The 25,340-nt window shown below is 69.9% G+C and carries 26 protein-coding genes and 1 pseudogene; 13 read left to right on the top strand and 14 right to left on the bottom strand.

The annotated features are described in order from the left end of the window. Nucleotides 1-41: 41 nt before the first annotated feature. From QA861_RS46155 to QA861_RS46145, 3 genes are all read right to left on the bottom strand, one after another. Entirely contained in the window at nucleotides 42-1,058 is a 1,017-nt protein-coding gene (locus QA861_RS46155) for a hypothetical protein (RefSeq protein ID WP_443041703.1), read from the bottom strand. Nucleotides 1,059-1,365: 307 nt separating this feature from the next. Next, entirely contained in the window at nucleotides 1,366-1,617 is a 252-nt protein-coding gene (locus QA861_RS46150; protein ID WP_334595160.1) for a DUF397 domain-containing protein, read from the bottom strand. Next, a complete protein-coding gene (locus QA861_RS46145) occupies nucleotides 1,614-2,444 on the bottom strand; it encodes a helix-turn-helix domain-containing protein (protein WP_334595159.1) in 831 nt (276 codons plus the stop codon). The genes QA861_RS46150 and QA861_RS46145 overlap by 4 nt, the downstream gene beginning before the upstream one ends. Nucleotides 2,445-2,528: 84 nt before the next feature. Here QA861_RS46145 and QA861_RS46140 point away from each other — a divergent pair, with 84 nt between their 5' ends. After that, nucleotides 2,529-2,939, top strand: coding sequence for a hypothetical protein (locus tag QA861_RS46140; protein WP_334595158.1), 411 nt, complete (start codon nucleotides 2,529-2,531; stop codon nucleotides 2,937-2,939). Nucleotides 2,940-3,120: 181 nt separating this feature from the next. Here QA861_RS46140 and QA861_RS46135 read toward each other — a convergent pair whose 3' ends face one another. The 3 genes from QA861_RS46135 to QA861_RS46125 all read right to left on the bottom strand — a co-directional run bounded on the left by QA861_RS46135 (nucleotide 3,121) and on the right by QA861_RS46125 (nucleotide 4,868). Then, nucleotides 3,121-3,780: a DUF5063 domain-containing protein gene (locus QA861_RS46135; RefSeq protein WP_334595157.1), complete on the bottom strand. Its 660-nt coding sequence runs from the start codon at nucleotides 3,778-3,780 to the stop codon at nucleotides 3,121-3,123. Then, nucleotides 3,773-4,372 carry a recombination mediator RecR gene (recR, locus tag QA861_RS46130; protein WP_319092800.1) on the bottom strand — a complete coding sequence of 200 codons (600 nt, stop codon included), beginning with the start codon at nucleotides 4,370-4,372 and terminating at the stop codon, nucleotides 3,773-3,775. Before recR ends, QA861_RS46135 begins: the two co-directional genes overlap by 8 nt. A 148-nt stretch (nucleotides 4,373-4,520) precedes the next feature. Further along, nucleotides 4,521-4,868, bottom strand: a complete 348-nt coding sequence (locus QA861_RS46125) for a YbaB/EbfC family nucleoid-associated protein (protein WP_006373444.1) — start codon at nucleotides 4,866-4,868, stop codon at nucleotides 4,521-4,523. Nucleotides 4,869-5,168: 300 nt separating this feature from the next. Here QA861_RS46125 and QA861_RS46120 point away from each other — a divergent pair, with 300 nt between their 5' ends. Beyond that, nucleotides 5,169-5,939 carry an SLATT domain-containing protein gene (locus tag QA861_RS46120; protein ID WP_334595156.1) on the top strand — a complete coding sequence of 257 codons (771 nt, stop codon included), beginning with the start codon at nucleotides 5,169-5,171 and terminating at the stop codon, nucleotides 5,937-5,939. 93 nt (nucleotides 5,940-6,032) lie between these two features. Here QA861_RS46120 and QA861_RS46115 read toward each other — a convergent pair whose 3' ends face one another. Next, the gene (locus QA861_RS46115) at nucleotides 6,033-8,024 is read right to left on the bottom strand and encodes a serine/threonine-protein kinase (RefSeq protein ID WP_334595155.1); all 1,992 of its coding nucleotides are present in this window, start codon (nucleotides 8,022-8,024) and stop codon (nucleotides 6,033-6,035) included. Between the two features lie 261 nt (nucleotides 8,025-8,285). Between QA861_RS46115 and QA861_RS46110 the strand changes: the two genes are divergently transcribed. From QA861_RS46110 to QA861_RS46095, 4 genes are all read left to right on the top strand, one after another. Beyond that, nucleotides 8,286-9,653: an aspartate aminotransferase family protein gene (locus tag QA861_RS46110; protein WP_334595154.1), complete on the top strand. Its 1,368-nt coding sequence runs from the start codon at nucleotides 8,286-8,288 to the stop codon at nucleotides 9,651-9,653. A 187-nt stretch (nucleotides 9,654-9,840) separates the two neighbouring features. Further along, on the top strand, nucleotides 9,841-10,740 hold the full coding sequence (locus QA861_RS46105; protein WP_334595152.1) for a GntR family transcriptional regulator: 900 nt from the start codon (nucleotides 9,841-9,843) through the stop codon (nucleotides 10,738-10,740). Next, nucleotides 10,737-13,172: a glycosyltransferase gene (locus QA861_RS46100; protein WP_334595150.1), complete on the top strand. Its 2,436-nt coding sequence runs from the start codon at nucleotides 10,737-10,739 to the stop codon at nucleotides 13,170-13,172. Before QA861_RS46105 ends, QA861_RS46100 begins: the two co-directional genes overlap by 4 nt. Before the next feature lie 213 nt (nucleotides 13,173-13,385). Beyond that, nucleotides 13,386-14,036, top strand: coding sequence for a putative DNA-mimic protein (locus QA861_RS46095; protein ID WP_334595149.1), 651 nt, complete (start codon nucleotides 13,386-13,388; stop codon nucleotides 14,034-14,036). Nucleotides 14,037-14,075: 39 nt separating this feature from the next. Here QA861_RS46095 and QA861_RS46090 read toward each other — a convergent pair whose 3' ends face one another. Both QA861_RS46090 and QA861_RS46085 read right to left on the bottom strand, forming a co-directional pair. Then, nucleotides 14,076-14,366, bottom strand: a complete 291-nt coding sequence (locus QA861_RS46090; RefSeq protein ID WP_334595148.1) for a hypothetical protein — start codon at nucleotides 14,364-14,366, stop codon at nucleotides 14,076-14,078. Nucleotides 14,367-14,499: 133 nt separating this feature from the next. Beyond that, nucleotides 14,500-14,691 (bottom strand): hypothetical protein, encoded by a 192-nt coding sequence (locus QA861_RS46085; protein ID WP_334595147.1) that lies wholly within the window; start codon nucleotides 14,689-14,691, stop codon nucleotides 14,500-14,502. 62 nt (nucleotides 14,692-14,753) lie between these two features. Between QA861_RS46085 and QA861_RS46080 the strand changes: the two genes are divergently transcribed. Both QA861_RS46080 and QA861_RS46075 read left to right on the top strand, forming a co-directional pair. Further along, on the top strand, nucleotides 14,754-14,981 hold the full coding sequence (locus tag QA861_RS46080; protein ID WP_334595146.1) for a hypothetical protein: 228 nt from the start codon (nucleotides 14,754-14,756) through the stop codon (nucleotides 14,979-14,981). 118 nt (nucleotides 14,982-15,099) lie between these two features. After that, nucleotides 15,100-15,324 (top strand): hypothetical protein, encoded by a 225-nt coding sequence (locus QA861_RS46075; protein ID WP_334595145.1) that lies wholly within the window; start codon nucleotides 15,100-15,102, stop codon nucleotides 15,322-15,324. 55 nt (nucleotides 15,325-15,379) lie between these two features. Here the strand turns inward: QA861_RS46075 and QA861_RS46070 are convergent, their stop codons facing one another. Then, nucleotides 15,380-16,219 (bottom strand): helix-turn-helix transcriptional regulator, encoded by an 840-nt coding sequence (locus tag QA861_RS46070; protein WP_334595144.1) that lies wholly within the window; start codon nucleotides 16,217-16,219, stop codon nucleotides 15,380-15,382. 188 nt (nucleotides 16,220-16,407) lie between these two features. On the opposite strand from QA861_RS46070, the gene QA861_RS46065 reads away from it, so the two are divergent. The 3 genes from QA861_RS46065 (at nucleotide 16,408) to QA861_RS46055 (ending at nucleotide 18,559) form a co-directional block, all read left to right on the top strand. Further along, complete coding sequence (locus QA861_RS46065) at nucleotides 16,408-17,151, top strand: SDR family oxidoreductase (RefSeq protein ID WP_334595143.1); 744 nt, start codon at nucleotides 16,408-16,410, stop codon at nucleotides 17,149-17,151. Nucleotides 17,152-17,307: 156 nt separating this feature from the next. Further along, nucleotides 17,308-18,102: a hypothetical protein gene (locus tag QA861_RS46060; protein WP_334595142.1), complete on the top strand. Its 795-nt coding sequence runs from the start codon at nucleotides 17,308-17,310 to the stop codon at nucleotides 18,100-18,102. Continuing rightward, nucleotides 18,095-18,559, top strand: coding sequence for a GntR family transcriptional regulator (locus tag QA861_RS46055; RefSeq protein WP_334595140.1), 465 nt, complete (start codon nucleotides 18,095-18,097; stop codon nucleotides 18,557-18,559). Before QA861_RS46060 ends, QA861_RS46055 begins: the two co-directional genes overlap by 8 nt. A 12-nt stretch (nucleotides 18,560-18,571) precedes the next feature. Here QA861_RS46055 and QA861_RS47475 read toward each other — a convergent pair. The 4 genes and pseudogenes from QA861_RS47475 to QA861_RS46040 form a co-directional block, all read right to left on the bottom strand. After that, a pseudogene (locus QA861_RS47475) lies at nucleotides 18,572-18,695 on the bottom strand (DUF4097 family beta strand repeat-containing protein); the annotation flags it as partial. A 73-nt stretch (nucleotides 18,696-18,768) separates the two neighbouring features. After that, nucleotides 18,769-19,407, bottom strand: coding sequence for a hypothetical protein (locus tag QA861_RS46050; protein WP_334595139.1), 639 nt, complete (start codon nucleotides 19,405-19,407; stop codon nucleotides 18,769-18,771). 16 nt (nucleotides 19,408-19,423) lie between these two features. Further along, the gene (locus QA861_RS46045; protein WP_334595138.1) at nucleotides 19,424-20,347 is read right to left on the bottom strand and encodes a DMT family protein; all 924 of its coding nucleotides are present in this window, start codon (nucleotides 20,345-20,347) and stop codon (nucleotides 19,424-19,426) included. A 157-nt stretch (nucleotides 20,348-20,504) separates the two neighbouring features. Beyond that, entirely contained in the window at nucleotides 20,505-22,337 is a 1,833-nt protein-coding gene (locus QA861_RS46040; RefSeq protein WP_334595137.1) for a bifunctional metallophosphatase/5'-nucleotidase, read from the bottom strand. A gap of 309 nt (nucleotides 22,338-22,646) precedes the next feature. Between QA861_RS46040 and QA861_RS46035 the strand changes: the two genes are divergently transcribed. Further along, nucleotides 22,647-24,638 carry an Ig-like domain repeat protein gene (locus QA861_RS46035; protein ID WP_334595136.1) on the top strand — a complete coding sequence of 664 codons (1,992 nt, stop codon included), beginning with the start codon at nucleotides 22,647-22,649 and terminating at the stop codon, nucleotides 24,636-24,638. A 170-nt stretch (nucleotides 24,639-24,808) separates the two neighbouring features. After that, entirely contained in the window at nucleotides 24,809-25,324 is a 516-nt protein-coding gene (locus QA861_RS46030) for a Uma2 family endonuclease (RefSeq protein ID WP_334595135.1), read from the top strand. The last annotated feature ends 16 nt before the right edge of the window (nucleotides 25,325-25,340 follow it).

Genomic DNA, 25,340 nt, shown 5'->3' with positions numbered 1-25,340 from the left:
TCCTCGACTCCATGGTGCCCTGACCGGTACGTCCTGCACACTCACCGCAGCCTCGCAGCGCGGCGCAGTGCGGCGACGCGGTCGGTGACGTCCACGACCTCGTCGGCACCCGGCAGGCCGCCGACGCGCGGGCCGGGGAGGAACGTCTCAGGGACGGGCGTGTACCCCGGCCCGTCCGGTTCGCACATCGCCAGACATTCGGGGCACAGTCCGCTGACGATCCTCGCGGTGCGCTCGTCCGCGTCGCACAGGCCGCAGGCAGTGATCACGCGGGTCACCCGCGCGCGGCGGGCGGCCTGCGGTCCCTGCGTCGACTTCTTCGGCGGCATCTTGTTCTCCAGTCGCTTGCGGGCGAGTCCGCCCGGGTTGGTGACGTCGGCCGGGAGGCCGTCGGTCAGGGCTCGGGTGATGTCGTCGGTACTCGCACCACGGGACAGCCACTCCGTGGCGAGAGGTTCGAGGGCACGGCAGTCGCCGTCGGACAGGGGCAGGCGTGTGTCGGCGGTGCGGAGTTCGGCGAGTACCTGGTAGGCGACGCTGGGCTGCTCCGCGGGCTGTTCGTCCGGTTCGTGTCCCGACTTGCCGTCCGCCTCCGGTCGCAGGGCTTCCGAGGCCCGCGCCTCGGTCGCCTCGGACTCGGCAGGCCCCTCGGAGTCCTCGGGCTCCTCGACGCGGGCCAGACCCGACTGATAGCGGCGGGTCACGTCCCTGCCTCGGCGGTCCCGTACGAACTCCGCCCACCACTCGGCCGACCTGCGGGTACGCGACCAGTACGTACGCGTCACCCACCGCATCGAGTTGTCCTCGGCGGTGATGTGCTCCTTGATCCAGCGCAGGTGGCCGGCGAGGGTGATGCGGCCCATCGAGACACGTACGGCCTGCTGTCCGTAGCGCGAGTGCTCGGCGGCGATCACCTTGTAGCCCATGGCGTGACCGTCTTCGAGATGGTCGACGAAGAGGGCGATCTCACGGTCGCGAGGGCACAGATGCGCGAAGTCCGGGTCGGCGTGCGGTTCTTCGTCACCCGTTGCGCGTTTTCCATAGCCGGTGTTGGCCATGGGGTGGGACGGGGACGGCAGGGCAGGGCTAGGGTTGGCGTAAGCCACGATCGAGTCCTTTTCGATCCGTAGGTCTAGGCCCTGGCACTGGTGCTTGCGACACCGGCCGGGGCCGAACTATTTGTCTGTTTGTCGCGAACCTAGGGTGACTTCACGCTCCGACGCAAGCCGATCACGGAACGTCACCCGTTCGGGTTACGCCGTCTCAACTCGCTTACAGAATTGGTTGGTTGGGTTGGATTTCAACCATCCCAGAACACAAAACCAAACCAACCCAAACCAAGATGAGGAGCTCGAAGCCCGAGGCTCAAGCTCCGGGCTGAGCTGCGGCGATGAACGCCGTCCAGGCGGGGGAGGTGATGTGCAGTTCGCGGCCTGCGGGGATCTTGGAGTCGCGGATGTGGACGGTTGTTCGGGGGGCGGGTAGGGCGACTTCGACGCAGGCGCCGCCTTCGTTGTCGCTGTAGCTCGACTTGAACCACGCCAACGCGACTTCGACGCAGTTGCCGCCCTCGTCGTCGCTATAGCTCGACTTGAACCACTGCAACTGCTCGGTCATGGCTGATCCACCATCCGTTCGAGGAAACGGGCCGACTCGGCGGGGTTGAGAGCCTGCGCTCGGATCATGCTAAGCCGCTCCATCACGCGGCTGACAACCTCCGGGTCGGCCGTCAGATCGCTGGCGAACGGGCCCTCCGCGAAGGCGAGTCGCTCGTGTTCGCGGGTCTCCAGCAACACCATGGGCCCCATGAGCGCGGCAGTGATGGCCCGTTCGAAGGGGAGCACCTGCAACACGACGTTGCGCAGGGAAGCCGACATCAGCAGTCGGTGCAGCTGCTCGGCGTCCACCTGAGAACTGCGCAGTACCGCCTCGTACAGAACGAAGCTCAGGCCCACCGGCGGCTTCCGGTCCGTCAGGATGGCCTGCCGCTCCATGCGTGCCGCGATCCGCTCCGCCACGGTGTCCTCGTCCAGAGGCGGATAGCGGCTCTCGATCAGTGAGCGCGCGTACGCCTCGGTCTGCAACAGCCCTGGGATCAGGGCGACTTCGTACGACCAGAGGCTGATCGCCTGCTGCTCGTGCAGCATGAAGTCCTGTGCCCGCGCCGGGAACGGCTCCCTCTTCACGTACTCCTTCGCCGCGCTCAGCAGCCCGTCCGCGCGGCACAACTCATCGGCCGCGTCGAGCACGCGGGGCGTCGGCATGCGTACGCCCTGCTCCATCGACTTGATGGTGTCCGGCGAGTAGTTGGCGGCGGCGCCCAGTTCCTCGCGGGTGACGTTCGCCTTCGTGCGCCAGCGTTTCAACTGGTTGCCGCTGTACCGCCAGGTGCCCGGCGACGGTTGCGAGTTGGGGTTGGGCTTGGGGTTGTACTGGACTGACACAGCGGCCACCTCCGACTGATACACCCCGGTGTGTATCACCTCAGTCGCTACCGAGCGTAGCCCGGCACACGTCACCGTGTGACCATGACGAACGCGATCCCCCACCACCGCCCCGCCTGGGTCCCCCTCGCCGGCCACCACCTCCGCCTGTCCGGCGTCCACTTCGACACGATCCGCGTCCAAGGCGTACGCGGGGAACAGGTCGCCGCCGACCTCATCGAGGCGGCCGACGGGGACGCGGGGCCCGTCGTCTGCGAGGTGACCGGGTTGCGCTGGATGTACTTCCTGCTCGCGCCCGGGGAGGTACGGAAGCGCAACTGGCCTTTGGGCGTACAGCGATTCGGCGAGAAGGGATCACGCACCGTGACGTACATCGGGATCCCGGCACTGGACGGCAACACGTGGCCGTTGCGGTGGTACAGCGAGCCGACGGTGACGACGCCGTTCGTGGAGGCGGGGCGGTTGCGGACGGTGCTGGGGGTGGCGGAGCTGTAGGTCAGGTGAGGTCAGTGTTCCCGGGCACGCATGATGGACAGACCCTCGCGGATCTCCCGTAGCCGGTGAGCCAGCACTGGTTCTCCCGCATCCGGCGCTTTGACCTCTGCCCAACCGCTGTACTGGCTCATCGGGCCTTCCCGTCCTCTCCACCTGGTCTGCGGCGGTCAGGTACTCCTGGCTACTTCACCGTGCGCAGGCCCAGCGGCTCCGCGATCTCCTCGACCATCACCTTGCCGGCCTCCTCCGCCAGGGTCTCGTCGCCGAGTTCCTGGTCGGTGTCCAGGCCGTCCAGCTCCGCCAGGGGCTGGTTCAGGCGGACATGGGCGACCAGGGACTGCAGGGCGCGCAGGGTCGCGGACGCCGTCGAGCCCCAGTTGGAGAAGTAGGAGAACTGCCACCACCACATGGCCTCCGTGGTGCGGCCCGCACGGTAGTGGGCCATGCCGTGCCGGAGGTCGGCGATGACGTCGGCCAGGTCGTCCGAGATACGGGCCGGAACCGGAGCCTTGCGGGGCTCGTAGGGGTCGAAGACCTCCGAGTAGACGTCCACCGGGTCCAGCATCAGCGCGAGGCGTTCGCGGATGTCGTCCACGTCCGGTTCCGGGCCCATGTCGGGCTCGTAGCGCTCGTCCGGGAGGATGTCCTCGTGCGCGCCGAGGCGGCCGCCGGCCAGCAGGAGCTGGGAGACCTCCAGGAGGAGGAAGGGGACCGCCAAATCCGGCTCGTCGCCCTTCGCCACCTCGGTGACGGCCACCAGGAAGCTCTCCACCTGGTCGGCGATCTGCACCGCGAAGTCGTCGGGGTCCTGCGTCGTGTCGTGCAGCGTGGCGTCAGACATCTAGAAGTCGTCTCCCCTCGAAGGCGCGGCCAAGGGTGACCTCGTCCGCGTATTCCAGGTCGCCACCCACCGGGAGGCCGCTGGCCAGGCGGGTGACCTTGAGGCCCATGGGCTTGATCATGCGGGCGAGGTACGTGGCCGTGGCCTCGCCCTCCAGGTTCGGGTCGGTGGCCAGGATCAGTTCCGTGACCGTGCCGTCTGCGAGCCGGGTCAGGAGTTCCCTGATGCGCAGGTCGTCGGGGCCCACGCCCTCGATCGGGCTGATCGCGCCGCCCAGGACGTGGTACTTGCCGCGGAACTCACGCGTCCGCTCGACCGCCACGACGTCCTTGGGCTCCTCGACGACGCAGATGACCGTCAGGTCCCGGCGCGGGTCGCGGCAGATGTTGCACAGCTCCTCCTGCGCCACGTTCCCGCAGGTCGCGCAGAAGCGGACTTTCGCCTTCACTTCGAGGAGGGCGTGCGCGAGCCGCCGTACGTCCGTCGGCTCCGCCTGCAGGATGTGGAAGGCGATCCGTTGCGCGCTCTTGGGACCGACGCCCGGGAGCCGCCCCAGTTCGTCGATGAGGTCCTGGACCACGCCTTCGTACAACGGACTGCCTTTCCGTACATCGGTACATCAGTACAACGGTCAGTTACGACGGTCATCGCTACGGCGGTCGCCTCGCGCCCGCTGTACGTACCGTAGTTGGCCGCCACCCACCTGAGGAAGGCGGGACCGGGGGCGCGCGGGGCGAACCTCAGAACGGCAGGCCCGGGATGCCGCTCCCGCCGCCGCCCAGACCCTGGGCCAGCGGGCCCAGCTTCTGCTGCTGAAGCTGCTGCGCGTTCTCGTTCGCCGCCTGTACGGCCGCCACGACCAGGTCGGCGAGGGTCTCCGTGTCCTCCGGGTCGACCGCCTTCGGGTCGATCTTGAGGGCCCGCAGTTCGCCGGCGCCCGTCACGGTCGCCTTGACCAGACCGCCACCCGCCTGCCCGTCGACCTCGGTCCGCGCCAGTTCCTCCTGCGCGTTCGCCAGGTCCTGCTGCATCTTCTGGGCCTGCTGGAGCAGCTGCTGCATATTGGGCTGGCCACCACCGGGGATCACGATCAGCTCCTCGTCGTTCGTCGTCGTGCATACGACATTCGGCTTTCAGCACGAGCCTACGTGGTCGGATGGGCCGTCGCTCCAGCACTCTTTCGAGTGAGTCCGTTCGTCGGCCTATACCTGATCAAGCGAGTCTTCCGAGCGGAAAAGTAACGAAAGCTTGGTCATCGCCACCCATTGGGCGGTAAGAAGGGGGCGGCACGACAGCTTTACAACGGCATCAGACGTCACGCGGGCGCCCGTACGGTGTCACGCACGGTGATGGATTGTGGTCAGTCTGCTCAGCTAAGGGAGTGCCGGGTGAGCCAGCCGGAGATGCAGCCCGAGGGGCCGTCCCAGAGACCGCCCCACGACGGGCGGAGCGAAGACCCCGCCGGGCTGAATATCGCCGGGCCACGGCCCGGGGACCTCACCGGCCGGCCCTTTCCCCTCGGCGACTGGGGCGAGCCCGCGCCGCGCCTCGACGAGCTGTACCGGTGGGTGGAGCAGGGGGCCCTGGAGACGGCCGCCTGGTATCTCGCCGACCGGGTCTGGAAACGTCGGGGCGCCCGGGCCCTGCGTACGGGCGCCGCGCTCGGGGCGATCGCCGGGGCCGCGTTGCCGCTGCTCGACCTCACCGGGGTGGTGGGCGACATCGCTCCCTGGGGGTATCTGGCGATGCTGGTCGCGGTGGCGTGCGTCGCCGCCGACCGGTTCTTCGGGGTCACCTCGGGCTGGATAAGGGACGTCGCCACCGCCCAGGCCGTCCAGCGACGCCTTCAGGTGCTGCAGTTCGACTGGGCGTCGGAGAGCGTGCGCGAGGTCCTCGGGCCGACAGAGGGAACGGCGAGCGAGGCGGCCGACCGCTGCCTGGGAGTGCTGCGCCGCTTCTCGGAGGACGTGACGGAGCTGGTCCGGGCGGAGACGGCGGACTGGATGGTCGAGTTCCGCACGGGATCCGCGCCGCTGGGCATCCAGTCGGCGGGCATGGGAATCCCCCGCCAGGACGCGACGGTCCACCAGGGCCGCTTCGGCGTCGCCCCGGGAACCCGCCCGAACATGCCCCGACAACGGCCGCCGGAGGCGCGATGACCTCTTCACCTCAGACAGCCGGGCACCGTGGCCACGCCGCTGCCACCAGCGCCGTTTCGCCCGAGACGGCCTCCCGGCAGGCCCACGATCTCCTCAACTCCCCTTCTCGTACGTCAGCTCCCCGCCGCCGCCCGCCGTTACGCGCTTCAGGGTGCCGTCCTTGCGCAGGGTGAGGGTCGAGGCGGCGCCCGGGGTGCAGGAGGAGGCCGGTTCGCCGGAGGTGACCTGGGAGGGGCCGACGGTCAACAGGGTGTCGCCGGTGGGGCGTTCGGTCAGGTCGGCGGCGAAGACGCAGTGGTAGGTGCCCGTTTCGGTGGGGCCGTCGGCGACCAGGATCAGCACTCGGTCGCCCAACTCGCCCTGGGTGATGGTCAGTCGGCGGGTGTTGTGGCCCGTGGCGCTGTCGATCGACGCCGTCCAGGTGCCGAGGAGGCCGGACGGGACGACACCGGCCGCCGGTGACACCGATCCGCCGGACGACGTCGGTGTGGGCGTCGGGGGCGCGGGCGGGGTGCCGTCGTCGCCGTTCAGCAGGGCCGCGATGGACGCGCCCGCCCCGAGAGTGACGACCAGTGCGGCGACGCCGAGCCCGATCGACAGCCGGGCTCTCCTCCCAGTCGTCTCCGCGCGCCCCGTCGCGTAGGGCAGCGGCGTCTCGGTGGGCGTCCTGCTCCACGCGGCCGGTATGACAGGCTCTTCGAGCGCCGGGTCGCCGGGCCAGACAGGGGGCCGCTGGCTCGAACCGGGGGCGGCGGCGAATGGCTGCGGATGCAGCTGCCGGTGGGCGGCATGAGTGGGCGGCTCGTCGGACGGCGCGTGCTCGGGCGTGACACCCCGGCCCTCCGTGACGTACCGGTCCTCGCTGACGTACCGGTCCTTTCTGGCCTCCCGGTCCTCCCGGTTCTCCCGGTTCTCTCGGCCTTCCCGGCCCTCCCGGCCCTCCCGGTCCGCCCTCACGTACCGGTCCTCTCCGGCCTCCCGGCCCTCCCGGCCCTCCCGGCCCTCCCGGCCCTCCCTCGCGTACCGGTCCTCCCCGGCCTCCCGGCCCTCCCGGACGCCCCGGTCCTCCCTGACGTCCCGGTGCCCGGTGCCTGACTCCCTGACATCGACCTCCGCCTCCACCTCCCCGCCTGTCTTCTCCTCACCCCCGGTCCTCTCCTCCACCTCTGTCTCCACGTCGAGCAACCGCACCGCGTGCCGCCCGAGTTGGGCGACCAGCGCGCCCGGCAGCCAGGTGTCCCCCGCGTATCCGTCGGCGACGGGGTCCGCCGACACCCCCGTACGTTCCAGGATCTCTTCCGGGGTGGGGCGCTCCGCCGGGTTCTTGCGGAGGCAGTCGCGGACGAGGCCGGCGATGCCCTCCGGGACACCCGTCAGGTCGGGTTCCTCCTGGGCTATGCGGAACATCATCGCGTGGGCACCGCTGCCGGCCGCGCCGAAGGGCAGGGCGCCCGTTCCGGCGTACGCGAGGACGGAACCGAGGCAGAAGACGTCGGCCGCGGCGGTGACCCGCTCGCCGCGCACCTGCTCGGGCGCCATGAACCCGGGCGAGCCGACGAGCGCGCCCCCGCGGGTCAGGCCGCCGTCGGTGACGGTCTCCAGGGCGCGGGCGATACCGAAGTCGATGACGCGGGGCCCGTCGATGGTGACCAGGACGTTGGACGGCTTGAGGTCACGGTGGACGATCCCGGCGGCGTGGATGTCGTGGAGGGCGTGCGCGAGCCCGGCGGCGAGAACGCGCACCGACCGCTCGGGCAACGGCCCGTGGTCCCGCCCGACGACCTGCTTCAGGCTCGGCCCTGCGACGTACCCGGTGGCGACCCACGGCACGGCGGCCTCGGTGTCTGCGTCGAGCACGGGTGCCGTCCAGTGCCCCCCGACGCGCCGCGCGGCGGCGACCTCCTGCCGGAACCGGTCCCGGAACTCGTCCTGCTCGGCCAGCTCCCGCCGGACCAGCTTGACGGCGACGGTACGTCCCCGCTCGGACCGCGCGAGGTACACATGCCCCATCCCGCCCGCACCGAGCCGCGCGACCAGCCGGTACGCCCCGATCCGCACCGGATCGCCGTCCCCGAGCTTCCGCATGCCGCGCCGCCTCCCCGTAACGCCCCAAACACGTCGTACGCCCGCCCACGCGGATGCCGACGCGACAGGCCGAGGATAGTGCGGAGGGGCGATCGGGCGGCAAGCGCTTGTGCGCGGTCTTCGCGCGGGCTTCTGTCGACCTTCCGGCCGTCTACCCTCGGCGGCGGGTTTGGGCGAGGTCGACAACCTGTCGCGTCAGCCGCCATTCCCCAGACAGGTCGCCGATACCGCGACCTCACCCGGGACACCTACGCTCGCCGCATGACCCCTCAGCCCAATCCCCAGGACCTGGCCCAGGCCGGCGCGGCCGTCAAGGCCGCCGACCGTGCGCACGTGTTCCACTCCTGGTCCGCGCAGGAGCTCATCGACCCGCTCGCCGTCGCCGGTGCCGAAGGGGCGTACTTCTGGGACTACGACGGCAGGCGGTACCTGGACTTCACCAGTGGGCTGGTCTTCACGAACATCGGCTACCAGCACCCCAAGGTCGTCGCGGCCATCCAGGAGCAGGCCGGGCGGATGACGACGTTCGCGCCCGCGTTCGCCGTCGAGGCGCGGTCGGAGGCGGCCCGGCTGATCGCTGAGCGGACCCCGGGCGACCTGGACAAGATCTTCTTCACGAACGGTGGCGCCGACGCCGTCGAGCACGCCGTGCGCATGGCCCGGCTGCACACCGGGCGACCCAAGGTGCTGTCCGCCTACCGCTCCTACCACGGCGGCACCCAGCAGGCCGTGAACCTCACCGGCGACCCCCGCCGCTGGCCCTCCGACAACGGCACCGCCGGTGTCGTGCACTTCTGGGCGCCCTATCTCTACCGGTCGAAGTTCTACGCGGAGACCGAGGAGCAGGAGTGCGCGCGGGCGCTCCAGCACCTTGAGGACACGATCGTCTTCGAGGGGTCCGCCACCATCGCGGCGATCATCCTGGAGACCATCCCCGGCACCGCCGGCATCATGATCCCGCCGCCCGGCTATCTCTCCGGGGTGCGCGCGCTCTGCGACCGGTACGGGATCGTCTTCGTCCTGGACGAGGTCATGGCCGGGTTCGGGCGGACCGGTGAGTGGTTCGCCGCCGACCTGTTCGACGTCGTGCCCGACCTGATGACCTTCGCCAAGGGCGTCAACTCGGGCTATGTGCCCCTCGGCGGTGTGGCGATCTCCGGCGCGATCGCGGAGACGTTCGCCACTCGCCCCTATCCCGGCGGCCTCACCTACTCCGGGCACCCCCTCGCCTGCGCCGCCGCCGTCGCCACGCTCACGGTGATGGCGGAGGAGGACATCGTCGGGCAGGCCGCCCGCACCGGCGAGAACATCCTCGGCCCGGGCCTCCGGGAGCTGGCCGCACGGCACCCGAGCGTCGGCGAAGTGCGCGGTACGGGTGTCTTCTGGGCCCTGGACCTCGTACGGAACAAGGAGACCCGGGAGCCGCTGGTCCCGTACAACGCCGCCGGGGAGGCCAACGCCCCGATGGCCGCGTTCGGCGCCGCCGCGAAGGCGAACGGGCTGTGGCCGTTCATCAACATGAACCGCACCCATGTCGTCCCGCCCTGCAACGTGACCGAGGCCGAGGCCAAGGAGGGGCTCGCGGCACTGGACGCCGCGCTGTCGGTCGCCGACGAGTACACCGCGTAGGGCGGGCGAGTACGCCAGGTAGGGCGGGAGCCGGTGGAGCGCGTACGGGGGGTAACGGGCACCCTCGTACGCGGGTAATTGGGTAAGCGCATGGGAAAGTCCGTCGGGAAACCGAACGCGTAAGGTGACGTGCTCGTAGACATATGCGAGTAGTCATCCACACGCGTGAAGGGGGAGGGCCCCGACCATGCCCGCCAGCAGCGGCAACGGTGCCGTGACCCGCAGCACCCTGCGGCAGCAGATCGCGGACGCGCTCCGCGACGAGGTGCTGGCCGGCCGTCTCCAGCCGGGTCAGGAGTTCACGGTCAAGGAGATCGCCGAGCAGTACGGCGTCTCCGCGACGCCCGTCCGCGAGGCCCTGGTCGATCTGTCGGCCCAGGGCCTGCTGGAGGCGGACCAGCACCGCGGCTTCCGCGTGCACGAGTACTCGCTCGCCGACTTCCGGGGCATGATCGAGGCCCGCGGCCTGGTCACCGACGGCATGTTCCACGGCCTGGCGAAGGGTCTCGCGACCGGCGCGGCAACCGGTGCGGCGGGCGGTCCGGCAGGTGGTCGGGCGGGGGGCTTCGCCAGTGACAGCCCGGGGCCGCGCGGCTTCTTCGTCCGGGTCGGCGACCCCCGGGCCGCCGCCGCCCTCGCGGGTGTCCGCCGCCGGGGCGAGGAGGCGCGGCGCGCCGCCGCCGCCGGGGACCTGAACATCCTCATCGGCTACGACCTGCGCTTCTGGCGCGAACTCGGCGCCCTGTTCGGCAACCCGTACCTCACCGACTTCCTGCACCGGATGCGCGTCCAGACCTGGGTGTGCGCCGTGCAGCACCTGCGCCGGCTGAGCGGTCTGCGCGGTCAGCTGTGGTCCGACTACACCGAGGTCGTCGACGCGCTGACCCGCCGCGAGCTCGCCGAGGCGCACCGGGTGGTCGACGCGTACGACCTGCACTCCCTCGCCCTCATCGAAGGCCTGGCCAACGACCGGACCGGCCTCCCCGCCGTCCCCGACCTCGCCGATCCGGCCTCCGGCGGAGGCGAGGACACGGAGAAGGACGACGGCGTCACGGCGACCGCGGGCAACGGGGGCACCCTCGGATGAGCGCGCCCACCCGTACCACCGGCACCCTCGACCTGACCGTCGTCGTCCCCGCGTACAACGAGGAGGAGCGGCTCGGCCCCACCCTCGACGCGATCACCGGCCACCTCCAGGAGAACGAGGCCCGCTGGGGCTCCTGGGAGGTGGTGGTCGTCGACGACGGTTCCACAGACGGCACCCGCGACCTCGTCACCGCCCTCGCCGACCCGCGCGTCCAGCTCGTCACCAGCCCCCGCAACCGGGGCAAGGGCCACGCCCTGCGCCTCGGTGTCGCCGCCTCGCGCGGCGCCCGCGTCCTGGTCACCGACGCCGATCTGGCGGCTCCGATCGAGGAGTTGGCGGTCCTGGACGAGGCGCTGACCGAGGGGCACGCGGCGGCCATCGGCTCCCGTTCCGTCCCCGGCGCGACGATCGAGCACCACCAGCACCGGGTGCGGGAACTCCTCGGCAGGGCCGGCAACCTCCTCATACGCAGGGTCGCCGTCCCCGGCATACGGGACACCCAGTGCGGCTTCAAGCTGTTCGAGGGCGACCGCGCCCGTACGGCGTTCGCCGCGTCCCGGCTCAACGGCTGGGGCATCGACGTCGAGGTCCTCCAGCACTTCCGCCGCGCGGACTGGCCGGTCGCCGAGATACCGGTCCGCTGGGCCCACCAGTCCGGCTCGAAGGTACGTCCGCTGGACTACGCCCGCGTCCTCGCCGAACTGACCGCCCTCAAGGCGCGCGCGCTGCGCCCGGCCGACCTCCTCGGCGTCACCCTCTTCCTCCTCATGGCGGTCGCCCTGTACGCGGGCCGCTGGCTCGACCCGGCCCACCGCTACCTCCCCGACTCCCTCCAGGACCAGAACCAGTGGGAGTGGTTCTTCGCGGTCACGGCCGACAACGTCAGGCACTTCAACAACCCCCTCTTCACCGACCTCCAGGGCTTCCCCGACGGCGTGAACCTCATGGCCAACACGGCTCTGCTCGGCCTCTCCGTCCCCTTCACCCCGGTCACGCTTTTCGCCGGCCCGGCGGTCTCCCTCGCCCTGGTGATGACGCTGGGCCTCGCCGCGACGGCGACGGCATGGTACTGGCTGATCAGGAAAAGGGTCGTACGGCAACGGGGAGCGGCCTTCGCCGGCGCGGCCCTGGCGACCTTCGCACCCCCGATGGTCAGCCACGCCAACGCGCACCCGAACTTCGTCATCCTCTTCATGATGCCGCTGATCATCGACCGCGCCCTGCGCCTGTGCGAGGGCGAGCGGGTCACCCGCAACGGCGTGGTCCTGGGCCTGATGGCGGCGTACCAGATCTTCCTCGGTGAGGAACCGCTGCTCCTGGCGGCCATGGGGATGGTGCTGTTCGCCCTCGCCTACGCGGCCTTGCGCCGGGACCTGGCGAAGGCCGCCTGGCGTCCGCTGCTGCGCGGCCTGCTGATCGGGGGCGCGGTCTGCCTGCCGATCGTCGCGTTCCCCCTCTACTGGCAGTTCGCCGGGCCGCAGAGCTACAAGAGCGTCCTGCACGGCGACAACGCCGGCAACAGCCCGCTCGCGCTGCTCTCCTTCGCCGAGCGCTCCCTCATGGCGGGCGACGCGGACAGGGCGAACGCCCTCTCCCTCAACCCCACCGAGCAGAACGCCTTCTACGGCTGGCCGCTCGTCCTGCTGGCCTTCGCGATCGTCGTACGGATGTGGGAGCGCACGGCGGTGAAGGCGCTCGCCTTCACGGCGGTCGCCGCGGCCTTCCTGTCCCTGGGCCCCGAGTTCCGGATCCCGCTGACCGACAGTGTGCTGCCGGGGCCCTGGGCGCTGCTCGCGAAGAGGCCGCTGTTCGAGTCGGTGATCGAGGGCCGGGTCGCGATGATCTGCGCGCCCGCGCTGGGCATGCTCGTGGCCCTCGCCGTGGAACGGCTGGCGGCCACCCGCCGGCTGCCCACGCAGTACTTCGGCACGCTGGCCGTCCTCCTCGCCGTGCTGCCGATCGTCCCGGCCCCGCTGAAGACGGTGGAACGCGCGGACGTGCCCGCCTTCATCGCGGACGGCACGTGGAAGTCGTACGTCGGCAAGGGCGAGTCACTCATCCCGGTGCCGCTGCCCGATCCCGGCAACGCCGAGGCGCTGCACTGGCAGACGGCGGCCGACCTGGGCTTCAGGCTGCCGGGCGGGTACTTCAACGGTCCCTACGGCGCCGAGCGCGTCGGCATCTACGGCGCCGCGCCCCGCTTCACCTCCAACATGCTGCGGGACGTGCGCTACACGGGCGTGGCACCGACGATCGGCCCCAACTGGCGCGCGCAGGCCAAGAAGGACTTCGCGTACTGGAAGGCGGGCGTGCTGGTGCTGGCCCCGCAGACCAACGACGGGCTGCTGCGCGAGACGCTGAAGCAGTTGACGGGCAAGCAGGGTAAGTGGACGGGCGGGGTGTGGGTATGGGACCTGCACGACGGGTCGTGAGTCCTGTGGTTCCCGTCCTACGTCCTGTTTCCGACCCGTCCGACCCGTCCGACCGGCCCCACCCTGCCCAGCCCGTCCGTCCTACCTGACCTGTTCCTGTTGGTGTCTGGCCCGTCGTGCGGGGGTCCTACCCGCCGGTGACCCATTACGCTTCCCTGACTGCTCTGCCCGCGGTGCCTGACCACCGCCTGCGACGATGCGAGGAGTTCTCCTTTGGCCTGTGACCTGTGGCTGGTCCCACTCGTCGACGTGCTGTGTCACACCCCCGACAATCCCTTCGCCGAGGAACTCGCCCTCTACGACAGGGTGCTGGGCGAGGCAGGACTGCCCCCGGTGCCGGTGTACGCGTACATGCCGGGGCTGTCCGGCGACGTGGCCCCGATCGCGGGCTTCGACTACGACGCGCTGCACTTCCTGCGCCGCGCCTACCTGCTCCAGGTGTGCGGTCTGCCGGTGACGCCGGTGGGCGAACTGGGCGGTGACTACGAGCAGTTGCTGGAGATGTTCGAGGCGACCGCCCAGCAGTCGCACCTGGTCTGGCACTACGACCACGCGGGCGCGTACGTCCCGGTGGACTTCCCGCATCCTCTCTCCAGCGATGAACTCCTCGCCGGAGGCGGCCCGTTGGGCTCGTCCCAGAGTTTGCTGAGGGAGCTGGAGTTCGTGGCCCCCTCGATCGGCATCGACCCGGCGAACCCGCCGGTGGCCCCGGCCCCGCCGCTGACGCCCACGTCGCTGGAGGAGCCGGCGGCACCTCCCCCGTTCGACTCGAGCCCGTTCGCCCGGGAACGGCATGTGTGGCTGGGGCTGAACGCGGCGGCGACACGGAGCCTGGCCCAGGGGTCGATGATCGTCTTCAGCTGAGTGAGCGGGAGCTGAGCGGGCCGGCGACCTGCGACCCGCTCAACGAATCTGCGACAGACCCTTCGCGAGGTCGTCGGTGTTCATGACGGGGGTGAACGAGACCCTGGCGCCCAGCTGACTGAAGAACGGCTCCGCGATGACCGGGATCTGGGAGGAGTCCTCCAGATCGATGAACAGCCAGCAGGTCCGGCACCCGTCCTCGGGGCCGAAGTACGCCGCCTCTGGCTTGAGGTGGTCCAGGGTCTCCTTCAGCATCTTCGGCATCTCGCCGCTGTGTATGCCCTCGTTGCCCTTGTCCGTGTCGAACTGTGCCTTGAACAGAACGCGCATGGCACTCACCCTCTTCTGATCGACTTCTGATCGACGCGCGCGGGTACACGCTTTTGCCTAAATCAGGATATGCCCGACACGCACGCTTGGCTTATCCGGCGAACGCGCACCCCGGGGCCCGCAGGGTTCGGTTCTACTCGACGACGCGGATGGTACGGATGCCGGTGCCCCGGTAGCGGCTGGGCACCCGGGTCAGGACGGGTCGACCACGACGCCGCTCCACGGTGGGCAGGGCGAGGTGCAGCACGTGCGCCCCGCTCCAGTCCGCCTCCCCCTTGTCGCCTTCGGCGTCGGCACCGCCCGCGACGCGCAGGCGCTTGCCCACGGCGGTCGCCGCCGCGAAGTCGAACCCTTCGACGGTGAGAGTACGTCCCGGACGAGGAGACGGTGTCGGCCGCTGCGCCGCCCGCGTTCCTCGCCGAGGTCGAGAAGAAGGTCGAGGAACTGGTACGCGCCGCCGAGGCGCTGTACCTGCACGGCCCCGTCTACCAGGACCTCGACGAGGGCGCCAAGCACGCGTTCGTGGACGGCGGCTTCTTCGTGTACATGGTTACCCCGCGCTCGGAACTCGTCAGCATCTGGCAGATCACACCCGATCCGTACCTCCAGGACTGACAGCGAAATTCACGCCCCGGCCGCCCTCGGACACCCACGTCCGCGACTCCAGGAACCCCGGCGATCACCTTGGTCCCCCCAGCGTCTCAGGCCTGTAGCCACTGATTACACTCCCCCGATGAACAACATACGGTGCACCCAGTGCGGTGCCGTGGGGCTGGAGCCGGGCTTCGTCGAGGACTCCGGGCAAGGCTCTCGCGGGTTCGCGCGGTGGATCGAAGGCGCCCTTCAGCGAGGCCCGCTGGGCGGCGCGAAGAGAATGGGGCGGCCTCACTGGCAGATCGACGCCTTCCGCTGCCCCAACTGCGCCCACCTGGAACTGTTCGCCGCTCAGCGCGACTAGTGCCGCTCCAGGAGTTCGCTCCTCCGGCAGGAACAGTGGGCGGCGGGTCAGTGGTTCAGTGGGTGAACTGCTGGTTTCCTATGACCGAGAGCAGTTGGAGTTTCCCGTGGCTCTCTGTGCCGGGACGCGTGGTCATCACCAGCAGGATCTGTGCGCGGTTGTCGGTGAACAGGACCTGGCAGTCGACGTCGATACGGCCCAGCGCCGGGTGTACGAGGGTTTTGTGGTCCTCGAACCGGTTGGCGACCTCGTGCCGATCCCACACTCGGACGAACTCGGGGCTGCGTTCGCTTAGTTCGGCGACGATCTGCGCGGCTCTGGGGTCGCTGCGGTCGGCGGTCAGCGCGGCCCGCAGGGCGGCTGCCTGAATCCGGTTCTGCCTCGGGTGGTCCTCCTCCGGGTAGTGACCGCGCTCCGCCGGGTCGGTGAACCAGCGGTAGTGGGCGCTGCGTGCCAGACCGGTGTGGCGGGTCTGGTCACCGAGCAGTGCTTTCGCGAGCGGGTTCTGCACCAGGGTGTCGGCGAGATCGGACAGCACCAGGGCCGGGGTGTCGTCGAGGCGGTCCAGGACCCGCAGCAGGGCCGGGCTGACGTGCTCGGAGCGAAGGAAGCGGGCCGGGGCGCTGTGCCCCATGAGACGGAGAAGGTGGTCGCGTTCGTCCAGGGTCAGGCGCAGAGTGCGGGCGAGGGCGGCCGCGATCTGCTCGGAGGGCTGCGGGCCGCGCCGCTGTTCCAGCCGGGCGTAGTAGTCGGTGGACATGCCGGCGAGTGCGGCGACCTCTTCCCGGCGCAGTCCCGGGGTGCGCCTGCGCGGGCCACCGCTCAGTCCGACATCGCCGGGCTGCAACGTCTCACGCCGCCGACGCAGAAAATCCGCCAGTCCTTCTCTGTCCATGCCGTCCATCGTGACCGCTGCCTGTCCATTCATCCAGGGACCGCCGATCCACGGCTCCGGGTCTTCGGGTCTTCGAGGGACCGCCGGTCCCTGGGACAAGCGCTCCTCTCCCGCCCTGCCGCGGGCACCCGCAGGGTAGGCGGTGCGGGGGTCGCACCGGCTCCCGCGGCGAAGGAGAGAACATCCCCATGAAGACCACGGGCAACACGATCCTGATCACGGGCGGCACCTCAGGCCTCGGGCTCGGCCTGGCCCTGCGCTTCCTCCAGGCCGGCAACAAGGTGATCGTCGCCGGACGACGCAAGGACCTGCTCGACCGGATCGCAACGGACCACCCAGGCATCGGGACGATCGTCCTCGACGTCACCGACCCCACGTCGATCGCCGACGCACGGGAGACAGTGACCAGCACCTGTCCGGAGGTGAACGTCCTGGTCAACAACGCGGGCATCATGCTGCCGGAAGACCTCCTCGACGCCGACTCCCTGCGCGTCGCCGAGGACACCGTCACCACCAACCTGCTCGGCCCCATCCGTATGGTCAACGCCTTCCTCCCCCACCTGACGGCCAAGGACGACGCGGTCATCATCAACGTCAGCTCCGGTCTGGCGTTCGTACCGCTGCCGATCACCCCGACGTACAACGCCACCAAGGCCGCGGTCCACTCCTTCAGCGAGAGCCTGCGCGTCCAGCTCGCCGACACCTCCGTCAAGGTGATCGAACTGGTCCCGCCGGCGGTGCGGACCACCTTGATGGGGCAGCAGGACAGCGAGCAGGCCATGCCGCTGGAGGACTTCCTCTCCGAAGTCATGGCGCTCCTGCGCACCCAGCCCGACGCGACGGAAATCCTCGTCGAGAACGTCAAGTTCCTGCGCCACGCCCAGGCCAACGGCACCTACGACGACGTCCTGGCGATGCTCAGCGGCCACTGACCGCCACGGGTCGCGAACTCGCTCACCGTCCGCATGCCGAACGCGCCAGAAGCCGTCGCTCCACGCGTCACCTTGTATTGAGCATTTGACACAAGATCCCGGTCGAGGCATCTTGTACCCACCGCTTGATACAAGATGATCTGGGGGGATCTCCATATGCTCGACACCGTCCCGCTCGAGGCCCGGTTTCTCGACCATGTCGAGTACTACGCCCGCTGGTCCGGTCTGGCGATCGGGATCGTGGTCGCGCAGCAGCTGGTCGAGATGGACAGCAGTGACATCGCGATGCCCCTCGTGTTCGCCATCACCGCGTTCGGCCTGTGCGCGGTGGGTGGTGTACTGCTCGGCGACGCCCTGACCCTGCGTCCCCAGGAAGCGGTACGCACCGCGAGTCTCGCCCCGCGTCTGGTCCGGGACCAAGTGCCGCCCCGGATGGCGCCGTTGCTTCTTCTGCAGGCGGCGTCCCTCGTCACCCTGCTGGTGATCGGCGCGTTCACGGCCTCCTCCGACCCGACCCGGGCGGACAGAGCGGGGCGGGTCATCACCGTCACCTGCGAAGGGATACGCACATCCCTGGGCCCCTGGCCCGGCCTGTACTACAGCGGTCCCATGTTCGCCGCCCTCGCGGTCGGAACCCCCGTCTGCGTCTGGGCCCTGCGCCGGATCGCTCACGGCCAGGGCGACGACCAGCAGCGCCGCGACCGCGCCTGGGCGATCACCGGAGCCTGGGGGCTGCTGGTGTCGAGCCAGGTGCTGCTCGTCGCGCTGATGATCTTCGTGGCACTCACCGAGGAGGCCTGCGCCGGTCCGCTGGGCGCCGCCGCCGTCGTGGTGGTCAGCCCACTGAGCCTTCTCGGCCTGTTCACCTTCGGCTGGTCGCTGGTCACCGTGGTGGCACCCCGGGCGGTCGACGACGAGGCTGCCGACGATGGGATCCTCGACGATGAGTGACCCCGCCGTGCGTGTCGACACCACCAGCCAGGTACCGCCGTACGAGCAGATCCGCGCCCAACTGGCCGCGCTGATCCGTACCGGCCGACTGGCAGCGGGCGAGCGTCTGCCGACCGTGCGCCAGCTCGCCACCGACCTCGACCTGGCCCCAGGCACCGTGGCCCGCGCCTACCGCGAGCTGGAGGCCGCCGAGCTGATCCGCACCCGCCGTGGCGCGGGCACCCGGGTCGCGGCGCTCCCGTCCGGGCCACACGCCCACGATGCCGACCAACTCACCACCCTGGCCCGCGACTTCACCTCCGCCGCCCGCGCGCTCGGCGCCGACACCGAGGACATCCTGACCGCCGTCGGCAACGCCCTGGACCCGGGACCGACCTCCTCATCGGCCACCGCCACCGGCGGAACAGGCGGCGGTCCCAAGACGGCCGGTGTCGGCGCAAGTCGCCGTACTTCGTGACGTCCCCGAGGCATCCCCGAGGCGTCCCACGCCCCACAGGTCCGCGCTGGGCCGTCTTCGCCCCGACACGGGAACCGGCGGGCAGTTGGGCGGTCACCTCCACGGACCCGGAGTGACCGAGGAACCGACCCCTCGCCTACGCGGCCTCGATTTGGTACCGAAGCCGGAGGGCCGGGGACGGAGGGCCGGTGACGTCCCGCCCGTTAACTTCAGCCGCTCAACCGGCTTGTCCTGCCTGTTGGATGACGGATCGTCAGCCAACCCTTCGCCCCCGGCCCGAGGTGGACCTCACGCGGGCCGCGGAAGCCGAGGGACCGCAACTGGTCCCCGTGGCGGGGGGACAGCGTCACCGCGACGGCGGTCGCGGCCTCGTCGTCGACGGCTCGCAGGCCCGGAGCCAGCAGATCGGCGGCCACGGTGTGGTCCCAGGCGCTCGTGTCGTCCAGCGCGCCGACGAGGAACATTTTCCAGTGCGGCAGGTCGGGCCCCACGTCCTTCAGCCACATCGGCAGGGGCGGGCAGTCCTCCGGGCCGGTCGCCAGCTCACGCGCGAGCAGGCTGCTGACGCGGGTGTCGGGAGGCTCGGACCCCACGCCGGGCGGCAGCCAGACGGCGGCCGCGAGGAGCCCGCCGTCCGACCGCATGGCCACCCATATCCGGCCCTCTTCGAGGGCGTAGTGGGCCAGCACCAGCCGCATGGCACTCCGCGTCCGCTCCCACGAGCCCGTCGGTGCGGGCGACGCGATCATGCGCACCACCGCCGGCACGTCCACCAGTCCGGCCGCGCGTACGACTGTCGGAGGACGCAGCTGAACCATCGCCGTGGGTGCCGTCATCGTCGCCGTCATGTTCGTGTCTTCCATTTCAGGCCGCCCGGCTGGTGCCGGTGAGGATGCGGGTGGGTCGCAGGTGAGACACGCGCGCTTCGAGGCCGGCGGGACGATCCAGCTGCGATCCGGGCTGGGGCTGGGACAAGGGCCGGGGCCGGCTCAGCAACACCACTCCGCGTGCGGCTGCCGTCGCTCCGGCGAGGGCGAGGAGGGTGCCGGTCGCCCCGTATTGGAAGCCCTCGCCGAGCAGGGTGACACCGATGGCGGACGCGGCGACCGGGTTGACGAGGGTGAGCAGCGCGAGGGGGCCGCCGAGGCCGCTGCCGTACGCCTTCTGGGCGAGCAGCAGCCCGCCCGCCGCGAACCCGACGGTGAGGACCCCGACCAGCGCCGCACTCCAGGACATCCCCGCCCCTACGGCGAGCTTCTGGGCCAGCGTCGAGCCGACTCCGGAGGCGATGCCCGAGGCCGCCGCGAAGGCGAGGCCGGCGTGGGAGGAGGGGCCCGAGGCCAGCCGTACGAGGACCGCGATGACGGAGGCGGCGGCGAGAGCGACCGCCAGGACCTCAGCGGTACTCAGGGTGCTGTCCGGCGAGCCGCCCGAGGCGGTGACGGTCAGCAGCGCCGTCAGTCCGACGAGCGTGAGGGCCATGCCGTGCCACTGCGTGCCGGAGGTCCGGCGGCGGGCGGCCAGCGAGCCCAGGGGCACCGCCACCACGAGGGTCAGTACGCCGAGCGGCTGCACCAGGCTCAGCGGGCCGTAGCGCAGGGCCACCACGTGCAGCAACGCGCCGCCGGCGTTGAGGAGGACAGCTCCCCACCACGAGCCCCGGGCGAGCGCGTCGCGCAGGTTCGCCGTTCCGGCGGCGGTCCGCTCCTGGACCACGGCGGCCATGGCGTAGCAGAGCGCGGAAACGAGGGAGAGGGCGACGGCCAGGAGTACTGGGGAGCTCGTCATCACATATTCCCATCGATACGAAACGGTTTCGTACCGACAAGCTACGGGGGTGCCGATCGAAACGCAAGCGTTTCCCTATCCCCTGAGATCGACGAAACCACCCCGGCGGACCCCGGCGACCCGTGAGGCAGGGCCGCCGGAGTCACCCGGCCTCCCGTCAGGCCGGGAACACCGCCGTGCCGCCCTGGGTCAGCTTCCAGTTGGTGACCGCGAAGTCGGCGGGGTTCAAGGTGCCCTTCGTCGTCACGTAGTCGATCATCAGCTGGCGGATCTCGTTGGTGGAGCTGTACGCGATGTCGGCGGCGGCGATGTGCGGGTAACCGCTGCCGCCGTTGGCGCGGTAGTTGTTCACCGCGACGACAAAGACCTGGTCAGCCGTGACTGCGGCACCCTTGTAGCTGAGGTTCTTGATCCGGGACCCCTCCGCCGCGGCGATGTCGATCTCGTAGTCGACGCCGGCGGCCGTGTCGTACATGTAGTCCCAGAAGTTGTTGGCGTTGGTCAGCGTCGCGGTGTCGACGGCCGTGCCCACCGGCACCTGGTGGTAGTACTTCGCCGCGAACTCCAGGTAGTCCTTGAGCTGGGCGCCCGTCAGCTTCTTGCCGTACAGGGTGTTGTCGTAGATGTAGAGCCCGGCGACGTCGCGGATGCTGACGTCACCCTTGGGGATGTCCGCGCTGCGGCTGAAGGGCGCGGCGACCGAGATCAGCGGGAGGGCGGCGTCCGCCGTCGACAGGCCGGTGGCCACCGCGGCCATCTGGACCTGGTGGATGAAGTCCATGACGGGTACGTCCTTCCAGCACGCCTCCGCCGCCGACAGGTCCGCCGTACACGTGCCGACAGCCGTGTTGACGTACTTCACGACGAGATCGTGGTCGGCCTGGAGCAGCTTGGTGATCTGCTCGTCCTCGGCGACCGCGTTGCTGTTGAGGGTCTTCGCCTTCGTGCTGGTCACCTTCCACTGGCCGCGCACGAGTTCGAGCTCGAAGTCGAAGACGGTCAGGCGCATGCCATAGCAGTACGGCTCGGAGAGGACCACGTCCTTGCCGGTCGTCTTGTTGGTCACCGTGTAGGACGACACCTCGGTGTGCGTGTGCCCGACCAGGATCGCGTCGATCCCGGGCACCTGCTCCGCGACCAGGTTCGACGCGTTCTCGACGTACGGCAGCTCGGTCCCGTACGAGGAACTGCCGTCCAGGCCCGAGTGGTCCGTGAGGAAGACGACGTCACAGCCGAGGGCCCGCATCCGCGGGACGTACTTCTTCGCCTGCTCGACGAGGCCCGTGAACGTCATCTTCCCGGCGACGTTGTCCTTGTCCCACAGGGCGATCCCGGGGTTCGTGAGGCCGAGGATGCCGACCTTGATGTCCGGCGCCCCGGGGACACGGATGCGCTTGACGGTGTACGGCTGGAAGGCGGGCCGGAGCGTCTTCGCGTCGAGCGCGTTCGCGCCGAGCAGCGGGAAACGGCACTGGCTCTCGAACTTGCGGAGGGTGTCGATGCCGTAGTTGAACTCGTGGTTGCCGAGGGCGGCGGCGTCGTAGCGCATGGCGTTCATGGCGATCGCCATGGGGTGCTCGGGGCCGCGCTTGCCCTTCCCTGCGTCGATCGGGTCCACGCGCGCGTAGTAGTACGCCAGTGACGTGCCCTGGATGATGTCGCCCGCGTCGACGAGCAGGACGTGGTCCTCGCCCTTCTCCGCGCGCTGCTGCTTGATGAGGGTGGCCACGCGGGCGACGCCGACGGAGTTGCCGGCCTTGTCGGTGTAGGCGGCGTCCGTGTAGTAGTCCCAGTCGAAGACGTGGCTGTGCAGGTCGGTGGTGCCCAGGATGGAGAAGGTCCAGGTGCGGGGCGGCTTGCAGTGCGCGCCGGCGGCGCGGTCGGCGGCCTGCGCGGGGGCTGCCGCGACGGTTCCGGCGGCGGCCACGGCGGCTCCGGTGACGGCCGACTTGTGCATGAACTGGCGGCGGTTCATGGGCGAGATGGGCATGAGGGAACTCCTGGGCAACTGGGACGGCTGGGGGCTGGCTGCGGGGTGACTGAGGCGTGACTGAGGGCGACAGACGGGTGGCTACACGCGTAGATCGTGGTCGCACACTCGTCGCCCAGGAACCAAGAACAGGCCATGACAGGCCATGTCCCGGTCAATTCCAGCGAAAGGAGGGGATCCCACGCGCCCCGTTAAACCCCTGTGCACCTTGTGTCAGTGCTATGACCTACCCTGCTCTTCACCGTCTCTACACAGAGGCCAAGTGGCCCCACTCCGGGGCACTTTCGTACCGGGGGGTTCGAAACAATCGTGCACAGACGCACTCTGTCGACCGCGCTCGCGGTCGCACTCACTTTCGGTTCCGTCGCGCTCACGACCGGCGTCGCGAGCAACGCCATGGCGGACGACCAGCGGGACCTGGGCATCGTCTCGTTCGGTGACATCGTCGTGGACGGTGTCCACCAGCGGGTCTTCGTCAGCGATCCGGCCAGCGACCGGGTCCTCGTCACGGACTACCGGGGCAACTTCGTCGCGGAGGTGTCCGGTCTGCGCGGCGTCACGGGCCTGGAGCTCTCGGCCGACTCCCGCACGGTCTACGCGGCGGTGCCCGACGGCGTCGGCGACACCGGCGACGCGATCTTCGCCATCGACACGGTCACGGCCACGGAGTCCGCACGGTACGGCACGGGTGACGTCAACCCGCGCTCCGTGGCCCTCGCCGGCGGCAAGCTCTGGTTCGGATACGGCGCCGCCGGCACCGGCAACATCGGCTCGGTCGACCTGGCCGACCCGGAGCACAAGGTCACGCTGGAAGCCGACGCGGCCAAGCCCTGGAGCGCCTCTCCCCGGCTGGACGCCGCTCCGGGCTCCGGCAGCCTGGTCGTGGGCCTCCCGGGCCTGGCCTGGACCGAGCTGGGCGTGTACGACGTCTCCTCGGGCACCGCGACCGCCACCGCGCGCAAGACCGTCCCGGGCAGCGAGCTGCGCGACCTCGCGGTCACGGCGGACGGCGGGCGGGTCGTCGCCGCCGCCCAGGACCCGTCCAACCACGTGGTGTTCAAGACCTCCGACCTCACGGCGGACGGCAAGTACGCCGACGACCCGGGGTACGCGAACGCGGTGGCCGTCGCCCCCGACGGCACCGTCGCCGCGGGCAACGACACGTCCTTCGGCCAGGGTCTGCACATCTACAAGCCGAACCGCGCCGCCTCCGTCCGGGACTACGACTTCATCAACGGCACCGGCACGGGCAACCTCGCCACGGCGGGGCTCGGCTGGGCGCCGGACAGGTCCCGGCTGTTCGCGGTCACGGCCGGGCAGGGCAACACGTACGAGCTGCGCGTCCTCAACAACCCGACCAAGGCCGTCACCAGCGTCTCCGTCACGGCCCCGGTGAAGTCCGACCGCGCGAAGAAGCTCACGGTCAAGGGCAAGGTCACCAGCAAGGTGGCCCTCCCGGCGGGCAGCAAGGTGACGATCACCCGCAAGGACCTGGACGCCCCGAGCGGCCGGAAGATCGGCACGGCGACGGTCGCGGCGAACGGCACGCTCTCCTTCACCAACAGCCCGCCGGCCGGCGGCAAGGTGACGTACGTGCTGTCGTACGCGGGCGACGCCGACCACCTGGCGTCCTCCGGCTCGGACACGGTCGACGTCTCGCGCGCGGCGACCTCGATCCGTCTCTCCAACAACACGAAGACGTACGACTACGCGAAGAGCGTCAAGTTCACGGCGCACCTCGATAAGACGTACAAGAACCGCAAGGTCGAGATCTGGGCCGACCCGTACGGCTCCGACCGGCCCAACAAGCTGGTCAAGGCCGGCACGGTCAACGGGAACGGCGACTTCTCGACCACGTACAAGCTCACCCGCGACACCCGCCTGACGGCACGGTTCACGGGCGACGCGCGCTACGCGCCCAAGACGGTCGCCAGCACGGTCTACACCAGGGTCAAGGTGTCGACGTCGATCAGCCGCCAGTACAAGAACAAGAACGTGTACGGCCAGACGTACGCCTACTTCCACCAGGCCACGACCCCGCTGTTCACGACGTCCATGACGGCGTACCCGCACCGCCAGCAGCGCCTCCAGATCCAGTACTTCTACGAGGGCACCTGGTTCGACGGCGGCTCCCAGGACTTCGACCTGGACCCGTCCGGCGTCTCCCGCGTGGAACTGGGCGGCACGCACGACATCGGCTACCGCTTCCGTATCCGCTCGTCGTACGTCGACGGCGTAGCGGGCGACAACGTGAACGCGACGACGCACGGGGCGTGGAAGTACTTCATCTTCACGTCGTGAGCAGATGAGACAACCAGCTGCCGCACAGCACACGCGTGACTACGCTGAGTGGCAGCTGGTCAGGTCTCGGGTGAAAGGCGCATCATGACGTCGGTGACAGAGCGACCGATCACGATGAGCGGCACGGAGACCCCCGGCTTCGAGGACCTGCTGAAGTCGACGAGCTGGGCGTGCCGGACGGCTACGGGGCCGAGATCATCAAGGGGAACATCGTCGTGTCGTCGTGGTCGAAGGGGTATTACTCCCGCGTGATGAAACTGGTGCGCCGGCAGCTTGAGGACTACCTCGGCGAAGGCCACCTCATCGACTCCTCGCCCCTTCTGTTCGTCTTCCCGGGCGTCGAGCGCGCTTACGGACCGGACATCTACGCCGCACACGAGCGGACGCTGGAGACGGACAGCAACCGCCTCGACGGAGAAGGCCTCTCCTTCGTCGCCGAGCTAAACTCCCCCTCCACCCGCGACGACGACCTCACCGACAAGGTCGAGGTGTACGGCGCGGCGGGTGTCCCCGTCTACCTGGTCCTCGACATGCAGAAGGACGAGGCCAGCCTGTTCCTGGAGCCTTACGCGAAGGGCTACAGATCCCGGCTCACCAAGCCGTTCGGGGAGAAGCTCTACATCCCCGACCCATTCGGCTGCGAACTCGACACCGCCGGGTTCCAGGCCCCCTCGGCCGAAAGCTGACTCCGAAACCAGAAAA

Origin of the sequence: Streptomyces sp. B21-083 (assembly GCF_036898825.1) — a bacterium.
In the GTDB taxonomy this organism is placed as follows: domain Bacteria; phylum Actinomycetota; class Actinomycetes; order Streptomycetales; family Streptomycetaceae; genus Streptomyces.
Note: the sequence above shows the minus strand (reverse complement) of the source record. Positions and strands in the feature narration are given on the sequence as shown.

Coding starts and splice junctions, on each gene's coding strand:
- QA861_RS46155 (WP_443041703.1), bottom strand. CDS start 1,058: ATGGCCAACACCGGCTATGGAAAACGCGCAACGGGTGACGAAGAACCG.
- QA861_RS46150 (WP_334595160.1), bottom strand. CDS start 1,617: ATGACCGAGCAGTTGCAGTGGTTCAAGTCGAGCTATAGCGACGACGAG.
- QA861_RS46140 (WP_334595158.1), top strand. CDS start 2,529: ATGACGAACGCGATCCCCCACCACCGCCCCGCCTGGGTCCCCCTCGCC.
- QA861_RS46135 (WP_334595157.1), bottom strand. CDS start 3,780: ATGTCTGACGCCACGCTGCACGACACGACGCAGGACCCCGACGACTTC.
- QA861_RS46115 (WP_334595155.1), bottom strand. CDS start 8,024: ATGCGGAAGCTCGGGGACGGCGATCCGGTGCGGATCGGGGCGTACCGG.
- QA861_RS46110 (WP_334595154.1), top strand. CDS start 8,286: ATGACCCCTCAGCCCAATCCCCAGGACCTGGCCCAGGCCGGCGCGGCC.
- QA861_RS46105 (WP_334595152.1), top strand. CDS start 9,841: ATGCCCGCCAGCAGCGGCAACGGTGCCGTGACCCGCAGCACCCTGCGG.
- QA861_RS46100 (WP_334595150.1), top strand. CDS start 10,737: ATGAGCGCGCCCACCCGTACCACCGGCACCCTCGACCTGACCGTCGTC.
- QA861_RS46090 (WP_334595148.1), bottom strand. CDS start 14,366: ATGCGCGTTCTGTTCAAGGCACAGTTCGACACGGACAAGGGCAACGAG.
- QA861_RS46075 (WP_334595145.1), top strand. CDS start 15,100: ATGAACAACATACGGTGCACCCAGTGCGGTGCCGTGGGGCTGGAGCCG.
- QA861_RS46070 (WP_334595144.1), bottom strand. CDS start 16,219: ATGGACAGAGAAGGACTGGCGGATTTTCTGCGTCGGCGGCGTGAGACG.
- QA861_RS46065 (WP_334595143.1), top strand. CDS start 16,408: ATGAAGACCACGGGCAACACGATCCTGATCACGGGCGGCACCTCAGGC.
- QA861_RS46060 (WP_334595142.1), top strand. CDS start 17,308: ATGCTCGACACCGTCCCGCTCGAGGCCCGGTTTCTCGACCATGTCGAG.
- QA861_RS46055 (WP_334595140.1), top strand. CDS start 18,095: ATGAGTGACCCCGCCGTGCGTGTCGACACCACCAGCCAGGTACCGCCG.
- QA861_RS46050 (WP_334595139.1), bottom strand. CDS start 19,407: ATGACGGCGACGATGACGGCACCCACGGCGATGGTTCAGCTGCGTCCT.
- QA861_RS46045 (WP_334595138.1), bottom strand. CDS start 20,347: ATGACGAGCTCCCCAGTACTCCTGGCCGTCGCCCTCTCCCTCGTTTCC.
- QA861_RS46040 (WP_334595137.1), bottom strand. CDS start 22,337: ATGCCCATCTCGCCCATGAACCGCCGCCAGTTCATGCACAAGTCGGCC.